The sequence below is a fragment of the Brevibacterium luteolum genome, from assembly GCF_013004595.1.
Taxonomy (GTDB): Bacteria; Actinomycetota; Actinomycetes; order Actinomycetales; family Brevibacteriaceae; genus Brevibacterium; species Brevibacterium luteolum.
In genome coordinates, this window is sequence record NZ_JABEMC010000003.1 from 24189 (window position 1) to 44625 (window position 20437).

Annotated in this window: 15 protein-coding genes; 8 read left to right on the forward strand and 7 right to left on the reverse strand. The window is 67.4% G+C overall.

The annotated features are described in order from the left end of the window. Window positions 1–59: 59 nt before the first annotated feature. On the forward strand, window positions 60–533 hold the full coding sequence (locus tag HLA91_RS05625) for a general stress protein (protein WP_165883175.1): 474 nt from the start codon (window positions 60–62) through the stop codon (window positions 531–533). A 31-nt stretch (window positions 534–564) separates the two neighbouring features. Here the strand turns inward: HLA91_RS05625 and HLA91_RS05630 are convergent, their stop codons facing one another. Together HLA91_RS05630 and HLA91_RS05635 are read right to left on the reverse strand one after the other, a co-directional pair. Continuing rightward, window positions 565–1674: a P1 family peptidase gene (locus HLA91_RS05630; RefSeq protein ID WP_239557051.1), complete on the reverse strand. Its 1110-nt coding sequence runs from the start codon at window positions 1672–1674 to the stop codon at window positions 565–567. A 2-nt stretch (window positions 1675–1676) separates the two neighbouring features. Further along, window positions 1677–3248: an aminopeptidase P family protein gene (locus tag HLA91_RS05635; protein ID WP_170274153.1), complete on the reverse strand. Its 1572-nt coding sequence runs from the start codon at window positions 3246–3248 to the stop codon at window positions 1677–1679. 68 nt (window positions 3249–3316) lie between these two features. Here HLA91_RS05635 and HLA91_RS05640 point away from each other — a divergent pair, with 68 nt between their 5' ends. After that, a complete protein-coding gene (locus tag HLA91_RS05640) occupies window positions 3317–4168 on the forward strand; it encodes a PHP domain-containing protein (RefSeq protein ID WP_170273923.1) in 852 nt (283 codons plus the stop codon). Window positions 4169–4171: 3 nt separating this feature from the next. Here the strand turns inward: HLA91_RS05640 and HLA91_RS05645 are convergent, their stop codons facing one another. Next, a complete protein-coding gene (locus tag HLA91_RS05645) occupies window positions 4172–5737 on the reverse strand; it encodes a DEAD/DEAH box helicase (RefSeq protein WP_102162704.1) in 1566 nt (521 codons plus the stop codon). Between HLA91_RS05645 and HLA91_RS05650 the strand changes: the two genes are divergently transcribed. Continuing rightward, window positions 5736–6368 carry a ferritin-like fold-containing protein gene (locus tag HLA91_RS05650; RefSeq protein WP_170273924.1) on the forward strand — a complete coding sequence of 211 codons (633 nt, stop codon included), beginning with the start codon at window positions 5736–5738 and terminating at the stop codon, window positions 6366–6368. The two genes, HLA91_RS05645 and HLA91_RS05650, sit on opposite strands and share 2 nt — an antisense overlap. 60 nt (window positions 6369–6428) lie before the next feature. On the opposite strand, the gene HLA91_RS05655 is transcribed toward HLA91_RS05650, so the two are convergent. Next, window positions 6429–6653 carry a DUF3107 domain-containing protein gene (locus HLA91_RS05655; RefSeq protein ID WP_102162702.1) on the reverse strand — a complete coding sequence of 75 codons (225 nt, stop codon included), beginning with the start codon at window positions 6651–6653 and terminating at the stop codon, window positions 6429–6431. 41 nt (window positions 6654–6694) lie between these two features. After that, entirely contained in the window at window positions 6695–7345 is a 651-nt protein-coding gene (locus tag HLA91_RS05660; RefSeq protein WP_170273925.1) for a TetR/AcrR family transcriptional regulator, read from the reverse strand. A 151-nt stretch (window positions 7346–7496) separates the two neighbouring features. On the opposite strand from HLA91_RS05660, the gene HLA91_RS05665 reads away from it, so the two are divergent. Then, window positions 7497–10841 (forward strand): UrvD/REP family ATP-dependent DNA helicase, encoded by a 3345-nt coding sequence (locus HLA91_RS05665; RefSeq protein ID WP_170273926.1) that lies wholly within the window; start codon window positions 7497–7499, stop codon window positions 10839–10841. Next, a complete protein-coding gene (locus HLA91_RS05670) occupies window positions 10838–14374 on the forward strand; it encodes an ATP-dependent helicase (protein WP_170273927.1) in 3537 nt (1178 codons plus the stop codon). Before HLA91_RS05665 ends, HLA91_RS05670 begins: the two co-directional genes overlap by 4 nt. Window positions 14375–14382: 8 nt before the next feature. On the opposite strand, the gene HLA91_RS05675 is transcribed toward HLA91_RS05670, so the two are convergent. Then, entirely contained in the window at window positions 14383–15639 is a 1257-nt protein-coding gene (locus HLA91_RS05675; protein WP_170273928.1) for a phosphotransferase, read from the reverse strand. A 140-nt stretch (window positions 15640–15779) separates the two neighbouring features. Between HLA91_RS05675 and nudC the strand changes: the two genes are divergently transcribed. Together nudC and HLA91_RS05685 are read left to right on the forward strand one after the other, a co-directional pair. Next, window positions 15780–16760 (forward strand): NAD(+) diphosphatase, encoded by a 981-nt coding sequence (nudC, locus tag HLA91_RS05680; RefSeq protein WP_170273929.1) that lies wholly within the window; start codon window positions 15780–15782, stop codon window positions 16758–16760. Between the two features lie 41 nt (window positions 16761–16801). After that, on the forward strand, window positions 16802–18904 hold the full coding sequence (locus tag HLA91_RS05685) for an ATP-dependent DNA helicase UvrD2 (protein ID WP_170273930.1): 2103 nt from the start codon (window positions 16802–16804) through the stop codon (window positions 18902–18904). On the opposite strand, the gene HLA91_RS05690 is transcribed toward HLA91_RS05685, so the two are convergent. Beyond that, window positions 18905–19795 carry a hypothetical protein gene (locus HLA91_RS05690; RefSeq protein ID WP_146004392.1) on the reverse strand — a complete coding sequence of 297 codons (891 nt, stop codon included), beginning with the start codon at window positions 19793–19795 and terminating at the stop codon, window positions 18905–18907. Between the two features lie 440 nt (window positions 19796–20235). On the opposite strand from HLA91_RS05690, the gene HLA91_RS05695 reads away from it, so the two are divergent. Further along, window positions 20236–20436, forward strand: coding sequence for a hypothetical protein (locus HLA91_RS05695; RefSeq protein ID WP_170273904.1), 201 nt, complete (start codon window positions 20236–20238; stop codon window positions 20434–20436). The last annotated feature ends 1 nt before the right edge of the window (window position 20437 follow it).

Here is a 20437-nt window from a genome sequence, read left to right on the forward strand (position 1 = left end):
TGGTGCACACCCGGCAACCCAACACATCTGGCAGCCGGTGACTAGTCCATACTGGAGGTATGGCTTCCAGACGACCGGTCACCCAGATCCCGCACGGCGAAGTGCTCGGCTCCTACCGCACGCATGAGGATGCGCAGAAGGCGGTCAGGTTCCTTGCTGAGAAGGACTTCGACGTCTCCTCGCTGACGATCGTCGGCTCCAATCTCAAGATCGTCGAACCGGTCACCGGCATGCTCACCTGGGCTGCTGCAGCCGGCCGCGGTGCGCTGTCCGGTGCCTGGATCGGGATGCTCTTCGGGCTGGTGTTCATGCTGCTCGGCGGCGGCACCGACGCATCGCTGACGACCGGGGCGCTGCTGCCGGGCATCGTCATCGGCGTGGGCCTGGGCATGATCTGGGGGATTGCGATCAAGGCGATCAACCGAAAGCAGAGTGCGGTCATGTCCAGCCCGCAGGTGCTGGCGACGACCTACGACATCATCTGCCCGCCCGGCGTCGTGAACGAGGCGCAGGCGATCCTCGCCGCCCGCTGAGACACGGAGCGGAACAGAACTGCAGGGTTCGTCAGTCGAGTGCCTGCCACGCAGCTGCGAGCTGCGGGCACACCGTGCGCAGCGGGGGAGGAGAAGCTGGCAGCGGCGCACCCCCGGCATAGTCGCCTGCGGAGATGACCGCATCGACGATCGCTGCCGAGAGCACATCGGCGGCCGCGGTATTCAGCTGCCCGAGCACCATCGTCTCATCGGCCTCACCGGACCCGCCCTCTGACTGCGTCAGGGCCACGGCACCGGTGGCTGCGGCGAAGACCGTATCCCCATCGAAGAGCGTATGCGAGGGATGGATCGCCCGCGCCAGCCCGGCATGGGCTGACTGCGCCAGCCGGTGCGCCTGAGCAGTATCGAGCCGGGCGTCGGTGACGACGGCGGCGATCGTCGTGTTCCGCGTCGGAGGCGGGCCCTCGACAGACTGTGGCGCCACTGCTGCTAACCTCTCACGCAGCACGTCACAGTCGTCTGCCGGCAGGTCGATGCCGTAGCCGGAGAGCACCTCGGCGGCGTGCAGCCGGCCGGTCGGTGCGATGACGGTGCCCATGGGATTGGCGACGACGATCGCTGCCACCCGGTGGCCGGTGTCGGTGTCGATGACTGCCGAGCCGAGGCCTCCGCGCAGCAGTCCGCGCCCGGTCCACGCACCGATCCCACCGCCGGCAGACCCGCGCACCACCGCCTCGGGCCCGGTCGCCCGGTCGGCATAGGCGGCCTGCCCGGTCTCGATCGTCGGCGGCAGGCAGGGCGCGCCGCCGCGGCCGAGGTCGAAGATCCCAGCCGCGGGCACGAGCGGGACGGTCACACCAGCCAGCCCGGGGGCGGGGAACCCGCGCCCGTCAGCGGCCAGACCGGCCTGCACGCCGTGGGCTGCGGCCAGCCCGTAGGCGCTGCCGCCGGTGAGTACGATCGCATCGCATCCGGCGGTCAGCGTGCCCGGAGCCAGCAGCTCGGTCTCGTGACTGGCCGGCCCGCCGCCGCGCACATCGACCCCGCCGGTGGTGCCGGCAGGAAGGATGAGGGCAGTCGTGCCGGTCAGCGCACCGGCAGCGGAGTCGATGAGGCCGGCGTGGCCGAGTTCGACACCGTCGATCTCGCAGACCCCGCCGCCGCGGCGCAGCACCGGCATGCTCAGCGGCCCTGCTGGACCCAGGCTTCGACTTCGGCGCGGGTGCGCGGGAAGTCAGCCGAGAGGTTCTCGACGCCGTCCTCGGTCACGAGCACGTCGTCTTCGATGCGCACACCAATGCCGCGGTACTCCTCTGGGATGAGCTGGTCCTCGGCCTTGAAGTACAGGCCCGGTTCGATCGTGAAGACCATGCCCGGCTTGAGTTCGGCACCCAGGTACATCTCCGCGCGCGCCTGCGCGCAGTCATGCACGTCGAGGCCGAGGTGGTGGCTGGTGCCGTGGACCATCCACCGGCGGTGCTGCTGGCCCTCAGGCGAGAGCGACTCCTCGGCGCTGACCGGCAGCAGACCCCACTCCTCAAGGCGGTGGGCGATGACGTTCATCGCCGCATCGTGGACCTCAGCGAAGATGACCGGGCGCTTGGCGTGCTCGGCGGCCACGGCGAAGGCGGCATCAGCGGCTTCGAGGACGGCGTCGTAGATCTTGCCCTGGACCTCGGAGAAGGTGCCGTTGATCGGCAGCGTGCGGGTGATGTCGGCGGTGTAGAGGGAGTCGGCCTCTGCGCCGGCGTCGACGAGGATGAGATCGCCGTCGCGGACCTCACCGGTGTTCTTGATCCAGTGCAGGGTGCAGGCGTGGTTGCCTGCAGCGGCGATCGTGTCGTAGCCGACGCCGTTGCCGTCGGTGCGGGCAGCGGATTCGAAGGCCGTCTCGATGACGCGCTCGCCGCGGTGGTGGACGATCGCCTGCTTGAGCGAGGTGACGACATTGTCGAAACCAGACCGGGTGATCTCAACAGCGTGGCGCATCTGGCTGATCTCGTAGTCGTCCTTGATGAGGCGCAGCTCGGAGAGGAACTGAGCCATCTCGGCATCGCCTGCCTGCGAGATCTCCAGGTCGGCTTCGACCTCGGCGCGGGCGGCATCGACCCGCGCGTCGAGTGCCTCATCGGCACCGCGGACCAGGCGCAGCGAGGTGGCGTTCAGGTCCCGGCAGATGGCCTCTTCCGCGTGGGTGATGTCAGCACAGCGGATGCTAGTCTTGATCGCCATCGTCTCCAGGTCCTCACGCGGGCCGACCCAGTACTCGCCGTAGCGGGCATCGGAGAAGAACTCCTCGGTGTCGGCTCCGGCACGCGGGCGGAAGTAGAAGGTCGACTCGTGGCCGTCGTCGGTGGGCTCCATGACGAGCACCGAATCGGGTTCGAGGTCCGAGTGCAGGCCGGTGAGGTGGATGAACGCCGAGTGAGCGCGGAAGCGGTAGTCGGTGTCGTTCGAGCGGACCTTGAGCCCGCCGGCGGGGATGACGAGGCGTTCGCCGGGGAAGGCCTCGGACAGCGCCTGACGGCGAGCGCCGGTGTAGGCGGCCGAGGCGAAGGGCTCGACATTGTCCTCGCTCGTGCGGTCCCAGCCGGAGGCGACGAAGTCGCGGAAGGCCTGCGACTGGGGGCGGCGGGAGCGGTTGTTCACTCGGTCTGACAGGGGCTGGTCGGGGGAGTCGGTGCCGGTGGCGGCACCGGATTCAGCGGCTGAGGGGCTGGTGGTCTGCGCGTTGTAGTCAGAGTCCTGAGTCATCATGCGGCCATTCTAGTCACGGCCCACCGGCGGGGGAGGAATCGTGGGGATCGTCCTATGATCGACTCATGATCATCGACCTGCACACCCATTCGACCGTCTCAGACGGCACCCAGAGCCCGGCAGAGCTCATGGCCGAGGCGGCGGCCTGCGGCGTCGATGTCATCGGCCTGACCGACCACGACACCACCGGCGGGTGGGCCGAGGCGACCGAGGCGGTCACGCGGCTGGGCATCGGTCTGGTGCCGGGCATGGAGATCTCGTGCCGGTATGAGGGCATCAGCGTCCACCTGCTCAGCTACCTCCACGATCCCGGCAGCACCGAGCTGGCCGCCACCGTCGGGGCTGCCCGCACTGACCGGGAGGGCCGGGCCCGGGAGATCGTCGCCCGCCTGTCCGAGGACTACCCGCTCAGCTGGGCCGACATCGAGGCTGTGTGCGAACCAGGAGCGACAATCGGCCGGCCGCACATCGCCGATGCGCTCGTGCGCGCCGGCATCGTCACCGACCGCACCGCAGCCTTCTCCGAGCTGCTCTCAACCCGCTCGAAGTACTACGTCACCCTGCCGACGGTCAGCCCGATCGATGCGATCCGCATGGTCCGCGAGGCCGGCGGAGTGTCGGTCTACGCCCACCCCCGGGCACGGATGCGCGGACGGGTCGTGCCCGACGCCGGGATGCGCGAGATGATCGCCGCTGGCCTTGACGGCATCGAAGTCGATCACCGCGACAACCCGGTGGCCGAGCGCGCCGAGCTGCGCCGCATCGCAGCAGCCCACGCCCTCATCGTCACCGGCTCCTCGGACTACCACGGAGCCGGCAAACCGAACCTGCTGGCAGAGAACACGACGGCCCCGGAGATGCTCGCCCGCATTGTGCGGGCGGCCTCCGGGGCCAGCCCTGTCGGTCTCAGCCTCTAGGCATCAGTTCTGCGCAGCCGGCTGCTCGGCATTCGAGCGGCGGCGGCGACGGCGCCGGCGCGGAGCCGAGTCACCTGAAGTCTGCTCCGGCTTCGAAGTGTTCGTGTTCGCACCGGCATCGCTGGAGTTCTCACCCGAGCGTCCGCCGCGGGTGCGGCGGCGCTGACGGCGCTCGCCATTGCGGCCCTCCTGCCGGTTCCGGTCACCTGAGCGGCCGTTGTCACGGCCACCGCGGCCACCACCTCGGCGGCGGTCACGACTCTCATCGGCAGGCTTGGCGCCCTTGATCCGGCCCTTCGTGCCCTTCGGGATGTTGAGGTCCTCGAAGAAGTGCGGGGAGGTCGAGTAGGTCTCGACCGGCTCGTCGAAGTCGAGGCCGAGCTGGCGGTTGATGAGCTTCCAGCGCGGCACGTCATCCCAGTCGACGAAGGTCACCGCGATACCGGACTCGCCGGCACGGCCGGTGCGCCCGATGCGGTGGACGTAGGTCTTCTCATCATCGGGGCACTGGTAGTTGATGACGTGGGTGACGTTGGAGATGTCGATGCCGCGGGCGGCGACGTCGGTGGCCACGAGCACGTCGACGGTGCCGTCGCGGAAGGCCTTGAGGTAGCGCTCGCGCATCTGCTGCGGCAGGTCGCCGTGCATCGGCTTGGCGTTCATGCCGCGGTCGCCGAGCTCCTCGGCCAGGCGGTCGGCGGTGCGCTTGGTGCGGGCGAAGATGATCGTCCGTCCCCGGCCCTCGGCCTGCAGCATGCGGGCGACCATCTCAGTCTTGTCCATCGCGTGGGCGCGGTAGATGTACTGGGTGGTGTTCTTCGCCGTCTGGGTCGTGTCATCCGGGTCCTGGGAGCGGATGTGGGTCGGCTGGATCATGTAGCGGCGGGCCATCGAGATGACCGCGCCGGGCATCGTTGCCGAGAACAGCATCGTCTGCCGCTGGGCGGGCAGGTGGGAGATGATCTTCTCGACGTCGGGCAGGAAGCCGAGGTCGAGCATCTCGTCAGCCTCATCGAGCACAGCGGTGCGCACGCCGCCCAGGCGCAGGATGCGCCGGCCGACGAGGTCGAGGAGCCGTCCGGGGGTGCCGACGACCACCTCGGCGCCGGATTCGAGCGCCTTGATCTGGGGTTCGAAGTCCTTGCCGCCGTAGATGGTGACAACGGAGATGTTGCGGCGGGTCGAGGCGGCTTCGAGGTCGCCTGCGACCTGCTGGGCCAGCTCACGGGTCGGCACGACGACGAGCGCCTGCGGGATTCGGTCGGCCGGGGCGCCGTCCTCATCGGGGCCGACGACGCGCTCGAGCAGCGGGATGCCGAAGCCGAGGGTCTTGCCGGTGCCGGTCTTGGCCTGGCCGATGATGTCGGCGCCGGTCAGGGCGACCGGCAGGGTCATCGCCTGGATGGGGAAGGGGTGCACGATGCCCTTGTCGGCAAGCGCATCGGCGATCGGGGCTGACACACCAAGGTCAGCGAAAGTCTGTTCAGTTGTGGTCACGTTCTTCTCCTCACAGTGCTCCTTCGAGGAGCACGCGTTCACGTCTGAGTGAGGCGGTAGGCTATGGGGCATGCCCCAATCCTCGTCAGCTGCCTCGACTCCGGTGACAACCCTTGCCGTCATCGCCCACGGTCAGCTCACCGCTTTCGAACGGTCAGCCACCGATGCGCAGTACGCGCCCACCATGCAGGACAGAGTGGATCTTGCGACTGTCGCCGGGCATTCCCTGGACAATTTCTCGCGTCTGGCCGCTCGCATCGGCGAGCTCGGCGAAGACACGACGGCGCAGATGCAGCATGTGCAGCAGGCCTACAGCGAGCTGCGGGACCGCACCGCACCCCATGACTGGCACGAAAGCCTGATGAAGGGCTATGTGCTCGACGGGATCATGCACGACTTCTATCGTGCGGTGCTCACCGGCCTCGACGAGGAGAGCCGGCAGGTTGCCACCGCTGTCCTCGATGATACACGCCAGGCCGAATATCTCCGCACTCGGCTGGCCGCAGCGATCGAGGAGGATCCCTCGCTGTCGTCGCGTCTGGCGCTGTGGGGACGCAAGCTGGTGGCCGATTCGATGGGCCGCGGCAGGCGGCTCATCCGCCGCTATCACGCCGCTGAGACCCAGGACGCCGAAGCGCAGATGGTGCAGCAGGCGATGACGGCCCACTCGAAGCGGATGAGCGCGCTCGGCCTGGTGGCCTGAGCGCGCTCATCCGCGGTGCCGGCAGGTGCCGCCGGCGAGGCTGTCAGGTGGCGTGCGGACTCAGGAGAGCCCGAAGCCGACCGGGTGCTGCTGGGCGCTGCCGGTCTCGACATAGGCAAGCGCTGCTGCCGGGACGATGACTTTGCGGCCCTTGTCGTCGGCGAGGACGAAGGTCGAACCCGAGGACAGCGCCTCGTCGACCTGCTGGGTGATCTCCTCAGCGGTGGCCTCCGTTTCGATGACGAGTTCGCGCGGGGCCTGGCGGACGCCGATCTTGACTTCCATACTCACTCCTTGTGATCTGGGTTCGGGTGGGGCAACCCTCGTTAGTCTACGTCCCACGGACGCGCTTCGGCCGAACCGTCCGGACCCGGTGGGGCGACCTCGTCGACGCGCGGCATCGACGTCAGCCCCCGGTAGGTCATGAATGCCATGAGCCGGGCATTCGAGCGCGGGTCCATCGACTCGGATTCGACCACCTGGCTGGCGGCCTTCTCCGCGATCCCGACGACGCCCTGCGCCAGCAGCAGCGCCTCGTCGAGAGTCGCGTAGGTGTAGCGGGTGATGAGCTCGGCGATCTGGCTGGCGATCCGGCGCCGGACCGCGTCGGCCCGGCGCACCGCCTCGGGCTCGTAGCTGTCAGCGCAGAAGAGCACGATGAACTCGTTGCGGTTCTCGCTGACGAAGGTGAAGAAGGCGTCGAACGTGCTGTAGACGCGCTCCTCATTGTTCTCCGTGGCTTGCAGCGCACTGCGGACGGAGGCGTCGAAGGTGGCCGCAGCCGCGTCGATGGCGGCCAGGTACAGGTCCTTCTTGGATGTGAAGTGCTGATAGAGGACCGGCTTGGACACCCCAGCGGCCTCGGCGACATCGTCCATCGACGTCGTGTGGTAACCGGAGTCTGCGAACATGGCGGTTGCAACGCCGATGAGCTGTTCGCGGCGCTGCTCACGCGGCATGCGCTGTGTCGGAACCATGGCCACATCCTATCCGCAGTGGTGGCGTCGGGTTGGTGAGTATGCCCTCCCATTTATATAACAATCAATCGTACAGTTATGCGGCAGGGGCAGGCGAAGACGCCTCCGGCGTGAACCCGGCGATGTCAGTGGGCTGTGCTTCAATGAAGCCATGGTCGCAACGGGAGATGAGCACACGCCGCACACCACCAGGGACGGAGCCGGTTCCACGTCTGAATTGGGTGCCGTCATCGAGCGGTGCGTACGTGAGCTGCGAGACACCCATTCTGGGTGCAATATCACAGTCATCGGAGCGCCGGGAACCGGGAAGACGACGCTTGTCTGCACAGTGTTCGAACAGCTCGCTGCGACACCGGGCGTCGGAGCCGACGACATCCTCGTGCTCACCCCCAACCGCGACCACGCCACTCTGCTGCGCGACCGCCTCGGGCCCGGCCGCGACGGAATCCGCTCAGCACCTGCCGCACGCAGCATCCACTCCTTCGCCTTCGGGCTCGTCAGCGCGCTCAGCGGTGCCGCCGAGGGCCGGCAGTCGCGGTTCATCTCCGGGGCCGAACAGGACGCCTTCCTTGCCGACATGCTCGAGGGATACGAATCCGGTCTCATTCCCGCGCCTGCCTGGACGGAGCACCTGAGCGCTGAGGTGCGGGCCACCCGCGGCTTCCGCGACCAGCTGCGCGAAGCCCTCAACGAAGTCATGGCCCGCACACTCGACCCCGGTGAGGTGTTCGCAGCCGCTGCGGCCCACGGGCGAGGGGAGTGGGAGGTGCTGGCTGTCATGATGCGCGAGTACCTGGAGCTCAACTCGTTCCCCGGCTTCAGCGGCGTCGACACCGCCAGTGTGCTCACCGAGGCGACGAGCATCCTCATCGAGCAGGACACCCGCGGGGTGCGGGCCGGCAGCCACTGGGACTTCTCGGTGCCCGGCCGCCCGGCCAGCGAACAGCCCGGCCAGCCGGTGCCGCGCTTCGTCCTCGTCGATGCCGCCCAGGACCTGCCCGACGGCGCACTGTCGGTGCTGCAGTGCCTGGTCGCCTTAGGCTGCCGGATCCTGCTGACCGCCTCACCGGATACGACGACCCAGGCGTTCCGCGGGGCGACCGGCCTTTTGTTGCGCCACGCCGCCCGCCAGGAGACCACCGGCGGGGCGCTCGCCGGGCCCGGTGGCAGCCTCGTGCTCACCCTCGATCCACTCGACCCGGCCTGCCGCGGTGCCGGTGCACTGGCACCGCTGTGGCATAGCTTCGCCTCAGCGATGTCGGCCGAACAGGCCTATGGGCATCTGCCGATTCCCGACCGGACGGCAGAAGCAGTCGCACAACCCGGTGAGCCGGGAGCAAGCGCACCAGCGGAGTTCACGGTGTTCCCCAGTGCCGCCGAACGCACCCGCGGAATCGCCCGGACACTCAGGCGCTGGCACCATGACGCAGGCCTGGACTGGTCGGACTGTGCGGTGCTGTGCCGCACTGCAGGCACCGCCACGGCGCTGCGGCAGGAACTCGAGCACCTGGGCATCCCGGTCGCCGGCAGCAGCATGTCGCTGGCCGCCGACCCAGCCACCGCCCCGCTGCTGCGGCTGCTCGACCTTGACCGTGATGACGACATCGCCGTCGAAGCCGTCGCCCGCGAGCTGCTCACCGGCGTCTACGGCGGCGTCGACGCGCTGGCCGTGCGCGGTCTCGAACGCGAACTCGCCGTCCTCACCGGCAGTGCCGACAACGCGCTGCTCACTGCATTGCGCACCTATCCTGCCGAGCAGCTGCCCGGGGAGCTGGCGATGGTCCACCGGCTGCTGAGCACCGCTGACGAGGTGCGCGGCACCGACCCGCACACGGCATTGTGGCAGCTGTGGGAGACCTCCGACGCGGCCGGTCGCTGGGAACCGGTCGCCGCATCCCAGCCGACGCACCCACTCAATGACCGGCTCGACGCCGTCATCCGCCTCATGACGCTGGCCGAGCGCTACAGCGGCCGCGACGCGATGCCCGCGCACAGCTTCGCGCTCAAGGTCCTCGACCAGGACTTCGCACAGGACTCACTGGCCCGCCAGCACTACGGCGACATGGTCGTCGTCGACTCACCGGCCGGTGTCGCCCACCTCGACTTCACGGCCGTCATCGTCGCCGATGTCAACGACGGCCAGTGGCCCAACCCGAAGATCCGCGGTTCGATCTTCGACACCGCCGACCTCTGCGACGCCCTCGACGGGCGCCTGCCAGCCGGAACCCCGGAGACCGACAGCGCCACCGCCCACGCGGCCCGCTTCGCGCAGCGACGACGCGCGGTCATCCGCGATGAGGCCCGGCTGCTGCTCGCCGCGCTGTCCCGGGCACAGACCCACCTGCTCATCACCGCCCTCGCTGACGGCGAGTCGAGCCCCAGCGGCTTCTTCACACTCCTGCGCCCGGACCCCGAAGACGGTGCAGACCACGCCGATGCGGTGTCGACCGCCGCGGCTGCCGATGCCGAACCTGCTGCTGAGCTTGCCACCCAGCAGCTGAGCATCCGCTCGATCGCAGCCCACGCCCGGCACCGCTTCGAAACAGCGGAAACGGCTGAGGACCAGCAGCAGTGGGCGCAGCTGCTCGCAGCACTCACACGCGCATACATCAGTGAGGCCGACACCGCGACATGGCAGCGCTGGTATGAGCGCAGCTCACAGGACCCGATCCGGGCAGCCGATGAGATCGTCACCCTCAGCCCGTCGACGATGGAGACATTCGCGACCTGCCCACTGCAGTGGTTCCTCTCCCGGCACGCAGGCGACACCGCAGCCACACAGGCACAGACGACCGGCACGCTCATCCACGAGCTGGCCGAGGAATTCCCGGACGGGGACCTGCTGGGCATGCAGCAGGCGTTCGAAGAGAAGTTCGCCCAGCTCGAGTTCGACGCCGAGTGGGAACGCGAACGCGAATACGACGCGATCGCCGGCATGGTCGACAACCTCAGCACCTACCTGCGCGCGCGCCGCAGCGAAGGCACCCTCGTCGGAGTCGAAGCCAGCGTCAGCGCCGTAGAGAACGATCCCGAACAGGGCGGACCGTGGCAGATCCGCGGCCGGATCGACCGCATCGAGCAGCTCGTCGACGGACGCGGCCTGTATGTCATCGACTTCAAGACCGGCAAGAAACCGACACCGCACAAGGACCTGCCCGAGCATCCGCAGCTGGGCACCTATCAGGCAGCTCTGGCACACCCGAGCGGGACGGTCGAACTGACCGACGGCAGTCAGGTGCACGGCACGCCAGCTGGAGCTGAACTGGTGTTTCTGCGCAAACAGAAGCCCACCACCCGCGAACAACCCGCTCTCCAGACTGACGACGAAAGCCCCGACGGATACAGCTGGGCCGGCCGGATGGTCGTCGAGACCGCCCGGCAGATGCGCTCGGCGTACTTCCCAGCCACCCCGTCCCCGGATGCCTGCCGGTTCTGCCCGGTGCGCAGCTCATGCCCGGCCGTGATGGACAGCGACAACGAGGAGGCACACGCATGAAAGCGCAGTACAGTGCCGCCGCACTCGCCGAGATCGTCGGAGTGCACCCGCCGACCGACGAGCAGGCGAAGATCATCGAAGCCGAACTCGAACCGACCGTCATCATCGCCGGTGCCGGCTCCGGTAAAACCGAGACGCTGGCGCTGCGCGTGCTGTGGCTCATCGCCAATGGCCACGCCGACCCGCAGCGCATCCTCGGCCTGACATTCACGCGCAAAGCCGTCGGTGAGCTGACCGAGCGGATCTGGGCGTTCGTGCGCACCTTCCGCCGCGCCCGGCCTGCTAGCACCGGGCCCGGGCTCGGTGCTGGCCGGATCGCTGATTTCGAGATGCCGACGATCTCGACCTACAACTCCTATGCCGCCTCGCTCGTCAGCGACTACGGCCTGGCGATCGGCATCGAATCCGACTCCTCAGTCCTCGATGCGGCCGGATCGATCCGGCTGGCCGAGCAGATCGTACTCGCCGCCGAACCGCACGAGATCCCCGCCAACGTCCCTCGCACGGCTCTCATCACCCGGGTCCGCGAGATGGCAGGGCAGATCAACGAGCACCTGCAGACACCGCAGAGCGTGCTCGAATACCTGGACGCCTGCATCGACCACCTGCTCGGCGAAGCCGGGCTGACGTGGTACTTCACGAAGATCCGGCGCGGACGGTCCCTACGCAAGGAAGAGAAGGACGGCGTCATCGCCGAACTGTGGGCGCTAGCCGACGAGGCTGGCGTTGGCAGAGCAGGCAAAAGCCACACCAACCTGGCGGCACGTAATGAGCTCGCCGAGCGGATCATCGCTCTGCGCAAAGACACTGTTCTCGAACAGCTGTTGGACAAGCGGAAAGTCACCGTACTGGCCGAACGGTTTCTAGCAGCCAAACGGGAGACCTCGGCCATGGAGTTCTCCGACCAGGTGAAGTACGCCCACGACATTATGAGCCGACCTGATGGGCGCATCCTGCCGATTGAGCGCAGCCGGTGGGATGCCATCATGCTCGACGAATACCAGGACACCTCGGACTCCCAGTTCCAGCTGCTGCAGCTGCTGTTCAACGGCAAGAACGTCATGGCCGTCGGTGACCCCCGGCAGTCGATCTACGCCTGGCGCGGAGCCTCCGCCCGTAACATCAGCGACTTCCCGAAACGGTTCCAGCGCCAGCTGCCGGCAACCGGCCAGGGAGGCGAGCAGCAAGCGGTCGCCGATGCACACGTGCGGACGCTCAGCATCGGCTGGCGCAACGACAAGAGCATCCTCGCGGTGGCCAACCGGATCTCCGAGGATCTGCCCGAATACGACGAGAAGGACGTGCTGCGGCCTCGGCCCGGTGCCGGTGATGGCCAGACACACGTCGTCTCGACCATCGGAGAGGTCGACCAGACCTACGGCACCGATCTCATGGCAGAACTCGTCGACTTCATGCACACTGCCACCGAGACCTGGTACGCCAGCGGGAAGACCGACCCACCTCAGCGCGCGGTTTTGTGCCGTAAACGCTCGTTCCTGACTGCAACGGCCAACGCGCTCGAAAGTGCCGGCTTCGAGGTGCACATCGCAGGTGCCGACGGACTGCTCGAAGACACCTACGTCGCCGATATTCATGCGGCTTTGCACGCGGTGGCCGACCCGAACGCCGGCACTGAGCTCATGCGGCTCATCAGCGGGCGCAGCTGCGCACTCGGTGCTGCCGATATCGCCGCGCTGCACCGGTTCGCCAAGTCCCGCAATGAGCGCGCCCAGCAGGTCTTCGAGGCCAGTCAGAGTGCTGCCGGTGCCGAGGCTGGTGATGGTGAGACCGGTGTGTCCACCGCGGATGACACGGGCGTTGTCACCGTCGGGATCATCGAAGCCGTTGATGACCTCATCGCTGTCAGCCCTGCCCTCGACGGCTCCGAGAACGTCCAAGGTTCCCCGGTCGTCGCTGACTGGCGCAGATCCAAGCTCAGTGAGACGGCAACCCGCCGGCTCATCCGCCTGGCGGAGAGCCTGCGCCACCTCAGGCGCCTGGCCGTCACCGTGCCCGGTCTCGTCCGTACTGCGATCGTCGAACTCGACATCGACACAGAGATCGAATCGCTGCCGGAAGCAGCACGGGCAAACCATGAGAAGTCCGTCGATGCTTTCATCTCCCTGACAAGTGACTTCGTGTCACAGAACCCGGTGGGATCACTCGCTGAGTTCCTCACCTGGCTGACGATCATGGACGCCGAGCAGTCACTGAGCATGCCCGAGGAACCGGCGGCCGAGGGTGCTATCACCATCATGACCGTCCACGGGTCGAAAGGGCTGGGATTCGACATTGTCGCCATCCCGCACCTGACAGAGGGGGACATGCCGACCACGCTGCGCAGCACCAAGGCGTGGCTCTCCGGTGGCATGCTGCCGTACCCGCTGCGCGGAGACCGGCACCACATTCCCCGCTTCGACCTCACCGACTCCCGATTCGCCACCGAAGAGGACATTGAGGCGTACCAGAAGTCCGAGTTGAAAGAGCAGCTCAACCTGCACCACGCCATCGAGGAACGCCGCATCGGATATGTCGCAGTGACACGGGCGAAACAGCAGCTGTGGCTCGGTGGCAGCCTCTTCACCACTCGGCAGAATAAGAATGAGTTCTCCCCATTCCTGCACGAGGCGGCCGAGGTCCTCAACCTTGATCCCGACGAGGTCCTCAACCCCGGAGACGACGACACCGAACGCCCAGAAGGTGAGGCGATCTCCGTCGAGTGGCCGAAACGAGCCGATGCGGCGGAAGCTGCGCGACGAGCCGAACTGACCGGGATGTTCGCCGCCGCCCTGCGATTGAAACCCGAGCTCGAACAACTGGCTGAATCTCACCCCGACGAGGATGACAGCGCAGCTGCCGAGATCGCCGCTCTCGCTCAGATGGCGCTGGCACTGCAGGCAGAGCGGGCCAAGCAGGCAGAGGAGTTCCCGCTACCGAGCCGGCTCTCAGCCACCGGGCTCGTGCAGCTGGCAGAGGACCCGCAGGCCTATCGCCGGGAACTCAGGCGCCCCATGCCGCAGGGCCCATCCCACGCCGCCGGGCTCGGCACGGCCTTCCATGCCTGGGTGGAGAACTTCTATGGCCAGGCGGCGCTGAGTGACCTTGACGACGATCCGAACACTGTGACACTGCCGGCATACCTGCATGAGCAGCTCGACGAGCTGTGCCGGCGGTTCGAGCGCTCACGCTTCGCAGCACTCGAACCGGTTGCGGTGGAGCAGTCCTTCGAACTCACTCTCACCGGCGCTGACGGCCACACGGTGACAGTGCCGGGCAAGATCGACGCGATCTTCGCCATCGACGGCGGCTACTACGTCATCGACTGGAAGACCGGCCGATCCCCGCGCAGTGACGACGAGCTGGCAGACCGGGCGATTCAGCTGGCGATCTATCGGATAGCCGTGCAGAAGATGCCCGCATTCGCTGATGCGGAGCGGATCGAATGCGGGTTCTACTTCCTCGGTGATGACCAGGAGATCACTGTCCCGCACATCATGAGCGAGTCAGAGCTCGTCGCCCGGCTTGAGCTCTGAGGTGGTGGTCAGGACTTCTCGGGGCGATCTTTGGACGCCTGCGGTTGTTCGTCGAAGTCCATGATGCGCTCAGTCGGCACATCGGCTGACGAGCCCTCGTCAAAAGGTGCGGGAGCAGCTGCCGGACGGAACGCATCGGCGTCGCTGCTGCGCTGCACCTGCGGTTCGACCCGCGGCTGCAGATCAGGCGCGGACGGAGCAGGTGAGGTGTCGCCGCGCTCATCGTCTGCAGGGGTATCCTCTGCAGGCTCAGCTGCAGGGGCCTCATCTTCGGGGGCGGCTGGATCATCTGCCCGGGTCTCACCGCGGTCGGTGAACTCGTACGGCTGGGCGTGCCGGGGCTGTTCGGCATCAGCTGTCGCCACCTCGGCAAGTGAGTTCAACAGTGCGACCGCATCGGACTTCGCGGCCTCATCCTCGGTGTCGACTGCCAGCAGCAGCCAGTCGAGGACAGCCAGTTCGGCCAGCAGCTCGGCGCGCGCCTGCAGACCGGCATCCTTGATGTGACGCTGCTGGCGGTAGCGGTCGAGGAAGTGCTCGTAGTGGGATCCCTCGACGAACGTCGACACCGCCGCCAAGTCGGCAGCCGGGTCACCGACCCGGAAGCGGAAGAAGTCGCTGACGCTGGTGATGCGCCCATCCTCGACGCGAATCGCCTCTGGGGCCAGCGCTGCGTGGATCGGGCAGGGCAGGAATCGCCATGTCGAGACGTTCTCCAGGGCGTCCTCCCAGCGCTGCAGCAGCACCGCAGGCACAAGCCCGGTGCCGGCGGCGCGATCGAGATCAGCCAGCAGCTGTTCGCGCAGCTCGGCCGAATCATGGACGACGAGCCCAGCATCAGCGACCGCACCGGTGTCGCTGTTGTGCAGGTCGGCGAGGAAGTCGGCCAGGGAACTGACCAGCTGCTGCGATTCGGCGAAGTCCTCAAGAGTGGCAGGCGTACCGGCCAGCGGATCGGAGATCTGCACCTCGTAGGTGCGCTCATCCTCGGTCAGATCATCAGGGGCCTGAACGCTGGCAAGGATCTGCGGGAACCCGATCTGCGTGTCGGGCAGCAGGCTGCGCAGCACAGCGCAGGCCACCGCCTCGGTCTGGGCGGCCGGCACATCAGAGTCGGGGATGAGGCTGACGACCAGCGAGCGATCCTCAGCGCTGAGCAGCACCCGCGGGCCACGCGAATCCGGCAGCTTCGTCCACAGCGACGGTTCGAAACCGGCGATCTGTCCGGCTGCGATTGCTGCAAGCCTGAGTCCCAAGGTGTCCACGTCACCCAATCTACCTGTCCTCACCCGGAGGTTGGTGGATCTACACTCCGATGCCGCCGCCCGGTGGCAGAAGTTCGCCTCCTCCACAGGCGCGGCCACCGCACGAATAGATGTCCCTGCCCTTCGCTACAGTGGAACGCATGAAGCCCCTCCCGATGCTCCAGCCGGCCAGCCTTGCCCGCAGCGCCGTCGACCGCAACGACGTGGCACGCGGTTCCGACGGCGATCTCTCCGAGCTGTGGCAGCGCTCGCGCGTCCACGGGATCCTCGCCCACCGCGGCTACCTGCTCGTCGCCTCCGGCGGCCTGGTCCCAGTGACCGAAGCAGACGTGCCGGAAGACTCCACCCAGATCTACCTGGGCGGCGACGACACCGAAACCCACTGGATCGGCATCGACCTCACCGATGAGGGACGTGCCGCGATCGACTCCTCACTGGCCGCGCAGCGCGACCGGGACGCCGTCGATTTCCTCGACGCCCCGGCCAGTGGCATCGAGGCGGCCGAACCGACCTGGCTGCCGCTGCGCGAGATCGCCGAAGCGCTCAGCGACCGCGACGCAGGACTGGCCTGCGAGCTCGTTGCAGTGGGCAACTGGCACCGCACGCACACGCACTCTCCGCGCAACGGCGCACCGACCGTGCCGATGCGCGGCGGCTGGGTGCGAAAGGACCCTGAGGCCGGCAGCGAGCACTTCCCACGCACCGACCCAGCCGTCATCATGGCCGTCGTGCACACCGACGACGATGGCACTGAACGCCTCCTGCTCGGCAGCAACGCCGCCTGGCCCGAAGACCGCTTCTCCGTGCTGGCTGGCTTCGTCGAACCCGGAGAGACCCTGGAGAACGCCGTGCTGCGCGAGGTCTGGGAGGAAGCACGCGTGCCGTGCCGCAATCCCCGCTACTTGGGATCGCAGCCGTGGCCGTTCCCGGCCTCGCTCATGCTCGGCTTCAGCGTCGAGGCCCAGACGCTGGACTTCCAGGCCGATCTCGTCGAGATCTCAGGCCTGCGCTGGTTCACCCGCGAGGAGCTGCGTGAGCAGGTCGACACCGGCGCCGTTTCGGTGCCCGGCAGCGTGTCGATCGCAGGCCAGCTCATCTCCGCGTGGATGCACAACGCATGAACCCACCACCCACCCAGCCCCGCGGGCAGAGCCGCACGAGCATGCCATCAGCCCCCGGCACCTCGGGTCCGGTAGCTGACGAGCTGCTGGCTGCCCTCGACCCCGAACAGCGGCAGGTCGCTGAGCACTTCGACGGCCCTCTCGTCGTCCTTGCCGGTGCTGGCACCGGAAAGACGCGGGCGATGACGCACCGCATCGCCTACGGGGTGCACACCGGGCAGTTCCGGCCCACCGAGGTGCTCGCTCTGACGTTCACGTCGAAGGCCGCCGGTGAGATGCGCTCCCGGCTGCGCAGCCTCGGCGTGCCCAGTGTGCAGGCCCGCACCTTCCACTCGGCTGCGTTGCGGCAGCTGCGGTTCTTCTGGTCCTCCTTTGCCGAAGGGCCGTTCCCAGACCTGCTCACGCACAAAGCCGGCGTCCTCTCGCAGACGATGGCAAGCCTCGGCTTCGAACCCGAACGCGAAGTCGTCCGCGATGTCGCAGCCGAGATCGAATACGCCGCAGCCTCCCTGCTCGGCATCGAGGAGTACCTGCATGCCGCAGGCGGCCGCGAGCTGCCCGACGGCATCGACGTCGCCAGCATGGAGCGGATCATGCTCGCCTACTCGGAGACGAAGTCACGGCGCCGGCTCATCGACTTCGAAGACGTCCTCCTCGTCCTCAACGGCGTCCTCGGCACCCGGGAGGACATCGCCGCGAAAGTCCACTCCCAGTACAGCAGCTTCGTCGTCGACGAGTTCCAAGACGTCTCCCCGCTGCAGTACGACCTGCTGCGCCGCTGGCTGGGCAAGCGCGAGAGCCTGTGCGTCGTCGGCGATCCCGCCCAGACCATCTACACCTTCGCCGGCGCCACCGACTCATTCCTGCTCGGCCTGCGCCGGGACCTGCCCAACGCCTCGACCGTCCGACTCGTGCGCAACTACCGCTCGAGTGCCGACATCGTCGACACCGCCAACCGGCTGCTGGCCCACACCGGCCGCGGGGCACTCGTCCTCCAGGCCACCCATCCGCACATGGGCCCGGTGCAGTACTTCGAATACAGCGACGACCCGGCCGAAGCGGCAGCCGTGGCAGACGCCATCGCCGCAGAACTCGCCGCCGGCCGCGCCGCCCAGGACATCGCCGTGCTGTTCCGCACCAACGGCCAGAGCCAGGCATACGAAGAGGCGCTCGCCGCCCGCGGCATCACCTACGTGCTGCGCGGCGGGGAGCGGTTCTTCGCCCGCCCCGAGGTCAAGCAGGCCCTCGTCATGCTCACCGCCGCCACCCGCACCCACGGCGTGGAACCGCTGCCCGAGGTCGTCCGCGAGGTGCTAGAGAACACCGGCTGGACTGCCGCCGGCGAATCGCGGGTGGGCGCCGCGCGCGAGAAGTGGGAATCGCTGGCTGCCATCGTCGACCTTGCCGAGGCGATGCAGGCCGACAGCGAGGTCCCGGTGCCCTTGGAGAAGTTCGTCGCCGAGCTCGCCGACCGGCAGGAGCACCAGTTCGCCCCGCCGATCAACGGCGTTACATTGGCTTCTGTGCACGCGGCCAAGGGCCTGGAATGGGACAGCGTCCACGTCGTGGGCTTAAGCGAAGGGCTCATGCCCATCAGCTACGCCAGCGAGCCGGCCGAAATCGCCGAGGAGCGCCGCCTGCTCTACGTCGCGGTCACCCGTGCACGCAAGCAGCTGCGGCTCAGCTGGTCGAAAGCCCGGCACGCTGGCCGCGCTGGATCGCGGCGCCCATCACGCTTCCTGGCCGAGCTGCGCGGAGACCAGCCGCGCCAGGTCCCGCAGGCGCGGCGCAGCCGGGCCGCCGGAACGGCCCGCGGGGGAGAGACAGTGCACTGCCAGAAGTGCCAGAAGGTCCTCGTCAACGTCGTCGAACGCCGCATCGGGCGCTGCGGCGACTGCCCAGGAGTCATCGACCCGCAGCTGCTCGAAGCGCTCAAGGACTGGCGCAAACAGGCCTCAGAGGACAACCAGATCCCTACCTACATGGTGCTGACGAACGCAACGCTCAACATGGTCGCCGAGGTCGCACCCCAGAACCGGGAAGAGCTCGCCCGCGTGCCGGGCATTGGTCCGGTCAAACAGGAACAGTTCGGTGAGGCGATCATCGAGATCGTCCGCCAGCAGCGCGGCAACAGCAGCTCCTGATCACACGTGGCTCAGATCCTGTGGGACGGTTGCCCGGCAGGAACAGCTGGAATGGAACTCCGGTGTCTCGATGACGACCTCGCCGCTGGGGGAGATGACGAGATCAGAGGCGACACGACCGGGATGGAGAATGTGCTCGCGGACGCGCTCAGCCTGATGCGCATACGCCAGTGCGCACAGCACCGGATCGAGCAGCGACGCGGAGGGAGCCTGCTGCCACAGCGCCTGCCAGCTGCCGAACCAGTCGGCGTCGTCATCGCAGCGGAAGCCGATCGCACAGCGGGTGCAGGGAGTGTCCTGGGCCCGGATCACATGGGACAGACGGGCCTGATCCTGCCCGACGGTCAGGTGGCAGTGGTCGATCCCGTGCTCATGGAGGAACCCCGCACCGACCGCGTCGTCGACCCAGGCACCGGTCAGCACGACGAGCGGTTGAGCAGCCGTCAGCGCATCCTCTGCCCGGTCGATGATGTCAGCGCGCATCCCGGCGGCGACGAGCAGGGCCTGCAGCCCACGTCGCAGCGGCCCGAGGACGAGCACGCTGGGTCGTGTGAGCCTTCCGGTGATGCAGCTGGGCTCCTCCCGGATCCGAGCGGCATAGGCATCGACGTGCGTGGTGCTGCTGGCCTGATACGCGGTGCGCTCGACAGGCATGAGCACACCGGCTTCGGTCAAGAGGGACAGCAGTGAGGCAGCACGAGCCGGGCTGACATCGAGATGCGCGGCACGGGCGTCGAAGTCACGGGCGCTGATGCCCATCCGGATCGCATTGATGAGTTCGGTGTCGGCTGCGGTGAGCCCGTCGATGAGCACGGGAGAGTCGACGCCGAATTGGATGCACCGTGAGCTGCGCCAGACAACCGGTACCGATCGGTAAAGCTGATATCTCATGCCGTGAACCCCCTTGTTCATCGGCATCGTAGGCTCACGCACGCACGGAGCGACAGGGTGATGAGCCAATTGTGGAAAACTCTGTGCAGAAACGGGCCCAGACAGAAATGAGACCGGGCGAACGCACTCGTGACATGGGGCGTGGAATGCACGCCGTCAGAGCTGTTCGCCCGGTCGAAGCCCTCAGCCGCTCGCGAGTTTCGTGAACCTTCCCCCAGCCCACGAATCTCGGGTTTTCCGAGGGTCTGACTCCTCAAACTATGTCGCCTGCCGCGCCTACGTCAACAGACTGCCGAGCACCCCCTGTGCACGGTGTGTGGAAAACGCCGGGGAACTGACGTCGATTGTGTGGATAACGGTGTGCATTGTGCATCGGATTCAGGTGTGGCAAAACGCCGAGAAGTCCCGATTGACATGAGGAATCACCCTCTGGGTGAGGTGTGGACACAAAGAAATCTCAAGAAATTTTTCCCACGCTCATGACTGCGGCGTTGCGGCTTGGAATTCTCTGCCGACTGTGGCAGTTGGTCATGGTCTGGGTGGTGCTCGTCACCCTCGTGCCGCCGTCGATGAGCCCCGGCCACCGTGGTGATGTCCGCGCGGCATGCGAGGATGTCTCCAGTGGCAGCAGAGCCGTGTGAG

Bases quoted from the DNA above. Each gene is read 5' to 3' on its own strand.
- HLA91_RS05665 (WP_170273926.1), top strand. From the start codon at position 7,497: ATGGTCGCAACGGGAGATGAGCACACGCCGCACACCACCAGGGACGGA.
- HLA91_RS05685 (WP_170273930.1), top strand. From the start codon at position 16,802: ATGCCATCAGCCCCCGGCACCTCGGGTCCGGTAGCTGACGAGCTGCTG.
- HLA91_RS05635 (WP_170274153.1), bottom strand. From the start codon at position 3,248: ATGACTCAGGACTCTGACTACAACGCGCAGACCACCAGCCCCTCAGCC.
- HLA91_RS05640 (WP_170273923.1), top strand. From the start codon at position 3,317: ATGATCATCGACCTGCACACCCATTCGACCGTCTCAGACGGCACCCAG.
- HLA91_RS05670 (WP_170273927.1), top strand. From the start codon at position 10,838: ATGAAAGCGCAGTACAGTGCCGCCGCACTCGCCGAGATCGTCGGAGTG.
- HLA91_RS05630 (WP_239557051.1), bottom strand. From the start codon at position 1,674: ATGCCGGTGCTGCGCCGCGGCGGCGGGGTCTGCGAGATCGACGGTGTC.
- nudC (WP_170273929.1), top strand. From the start codon at position 15,780: ATGAAGCCCCTCCCGATGCTCCAGCCGGCCAGCCTTGCCCGCAGCGCC.
- HLA91_RS05650 (WP_170273924.1), top strand. From the start codon at position 5,736: ATGCCCCAATCCTCGTCAGCTGCCTCGACTCCGGTGACAACCCTTGCC.
- HLA91_RS05690 (WP_146004392.1), bottom strand. From the start codon at position 19,795: ATGAGATATCAGCTTTACCGATCGGTACCGGTTGTCTGGCGCAGCTCA.
- HLA91_RS05655 (WP_102162702.1), bottom strand. From the start codon at position 6,653: ATGGAAGTCAAGATCGGCGTCCGCCAGGCCCCGCGCGAACTCGTCATC.
- HLA91_RS05660 (WP_170273925.1), bottom strand. From the start codon at position 7,345: ATGGTTCCGACACAGCGCATGCCGCGTGAGCAGCGCCGCGAACAGCTC.
- HLA91_RS05625 (WP_165883175.1), top strand. From the start codon at position 60: ATGGCTTCCAGACGACCGGTCACCCAGATCCCGCACGGCGAAGTGCTC.
- HLA91_RS05645 (WP_102162704.1), bottom strand. From the start codon at position 5,737: ATGCCCCATAGCCTACCGCCTCACTCAGACGTGAACGCGTGCTCCTCG.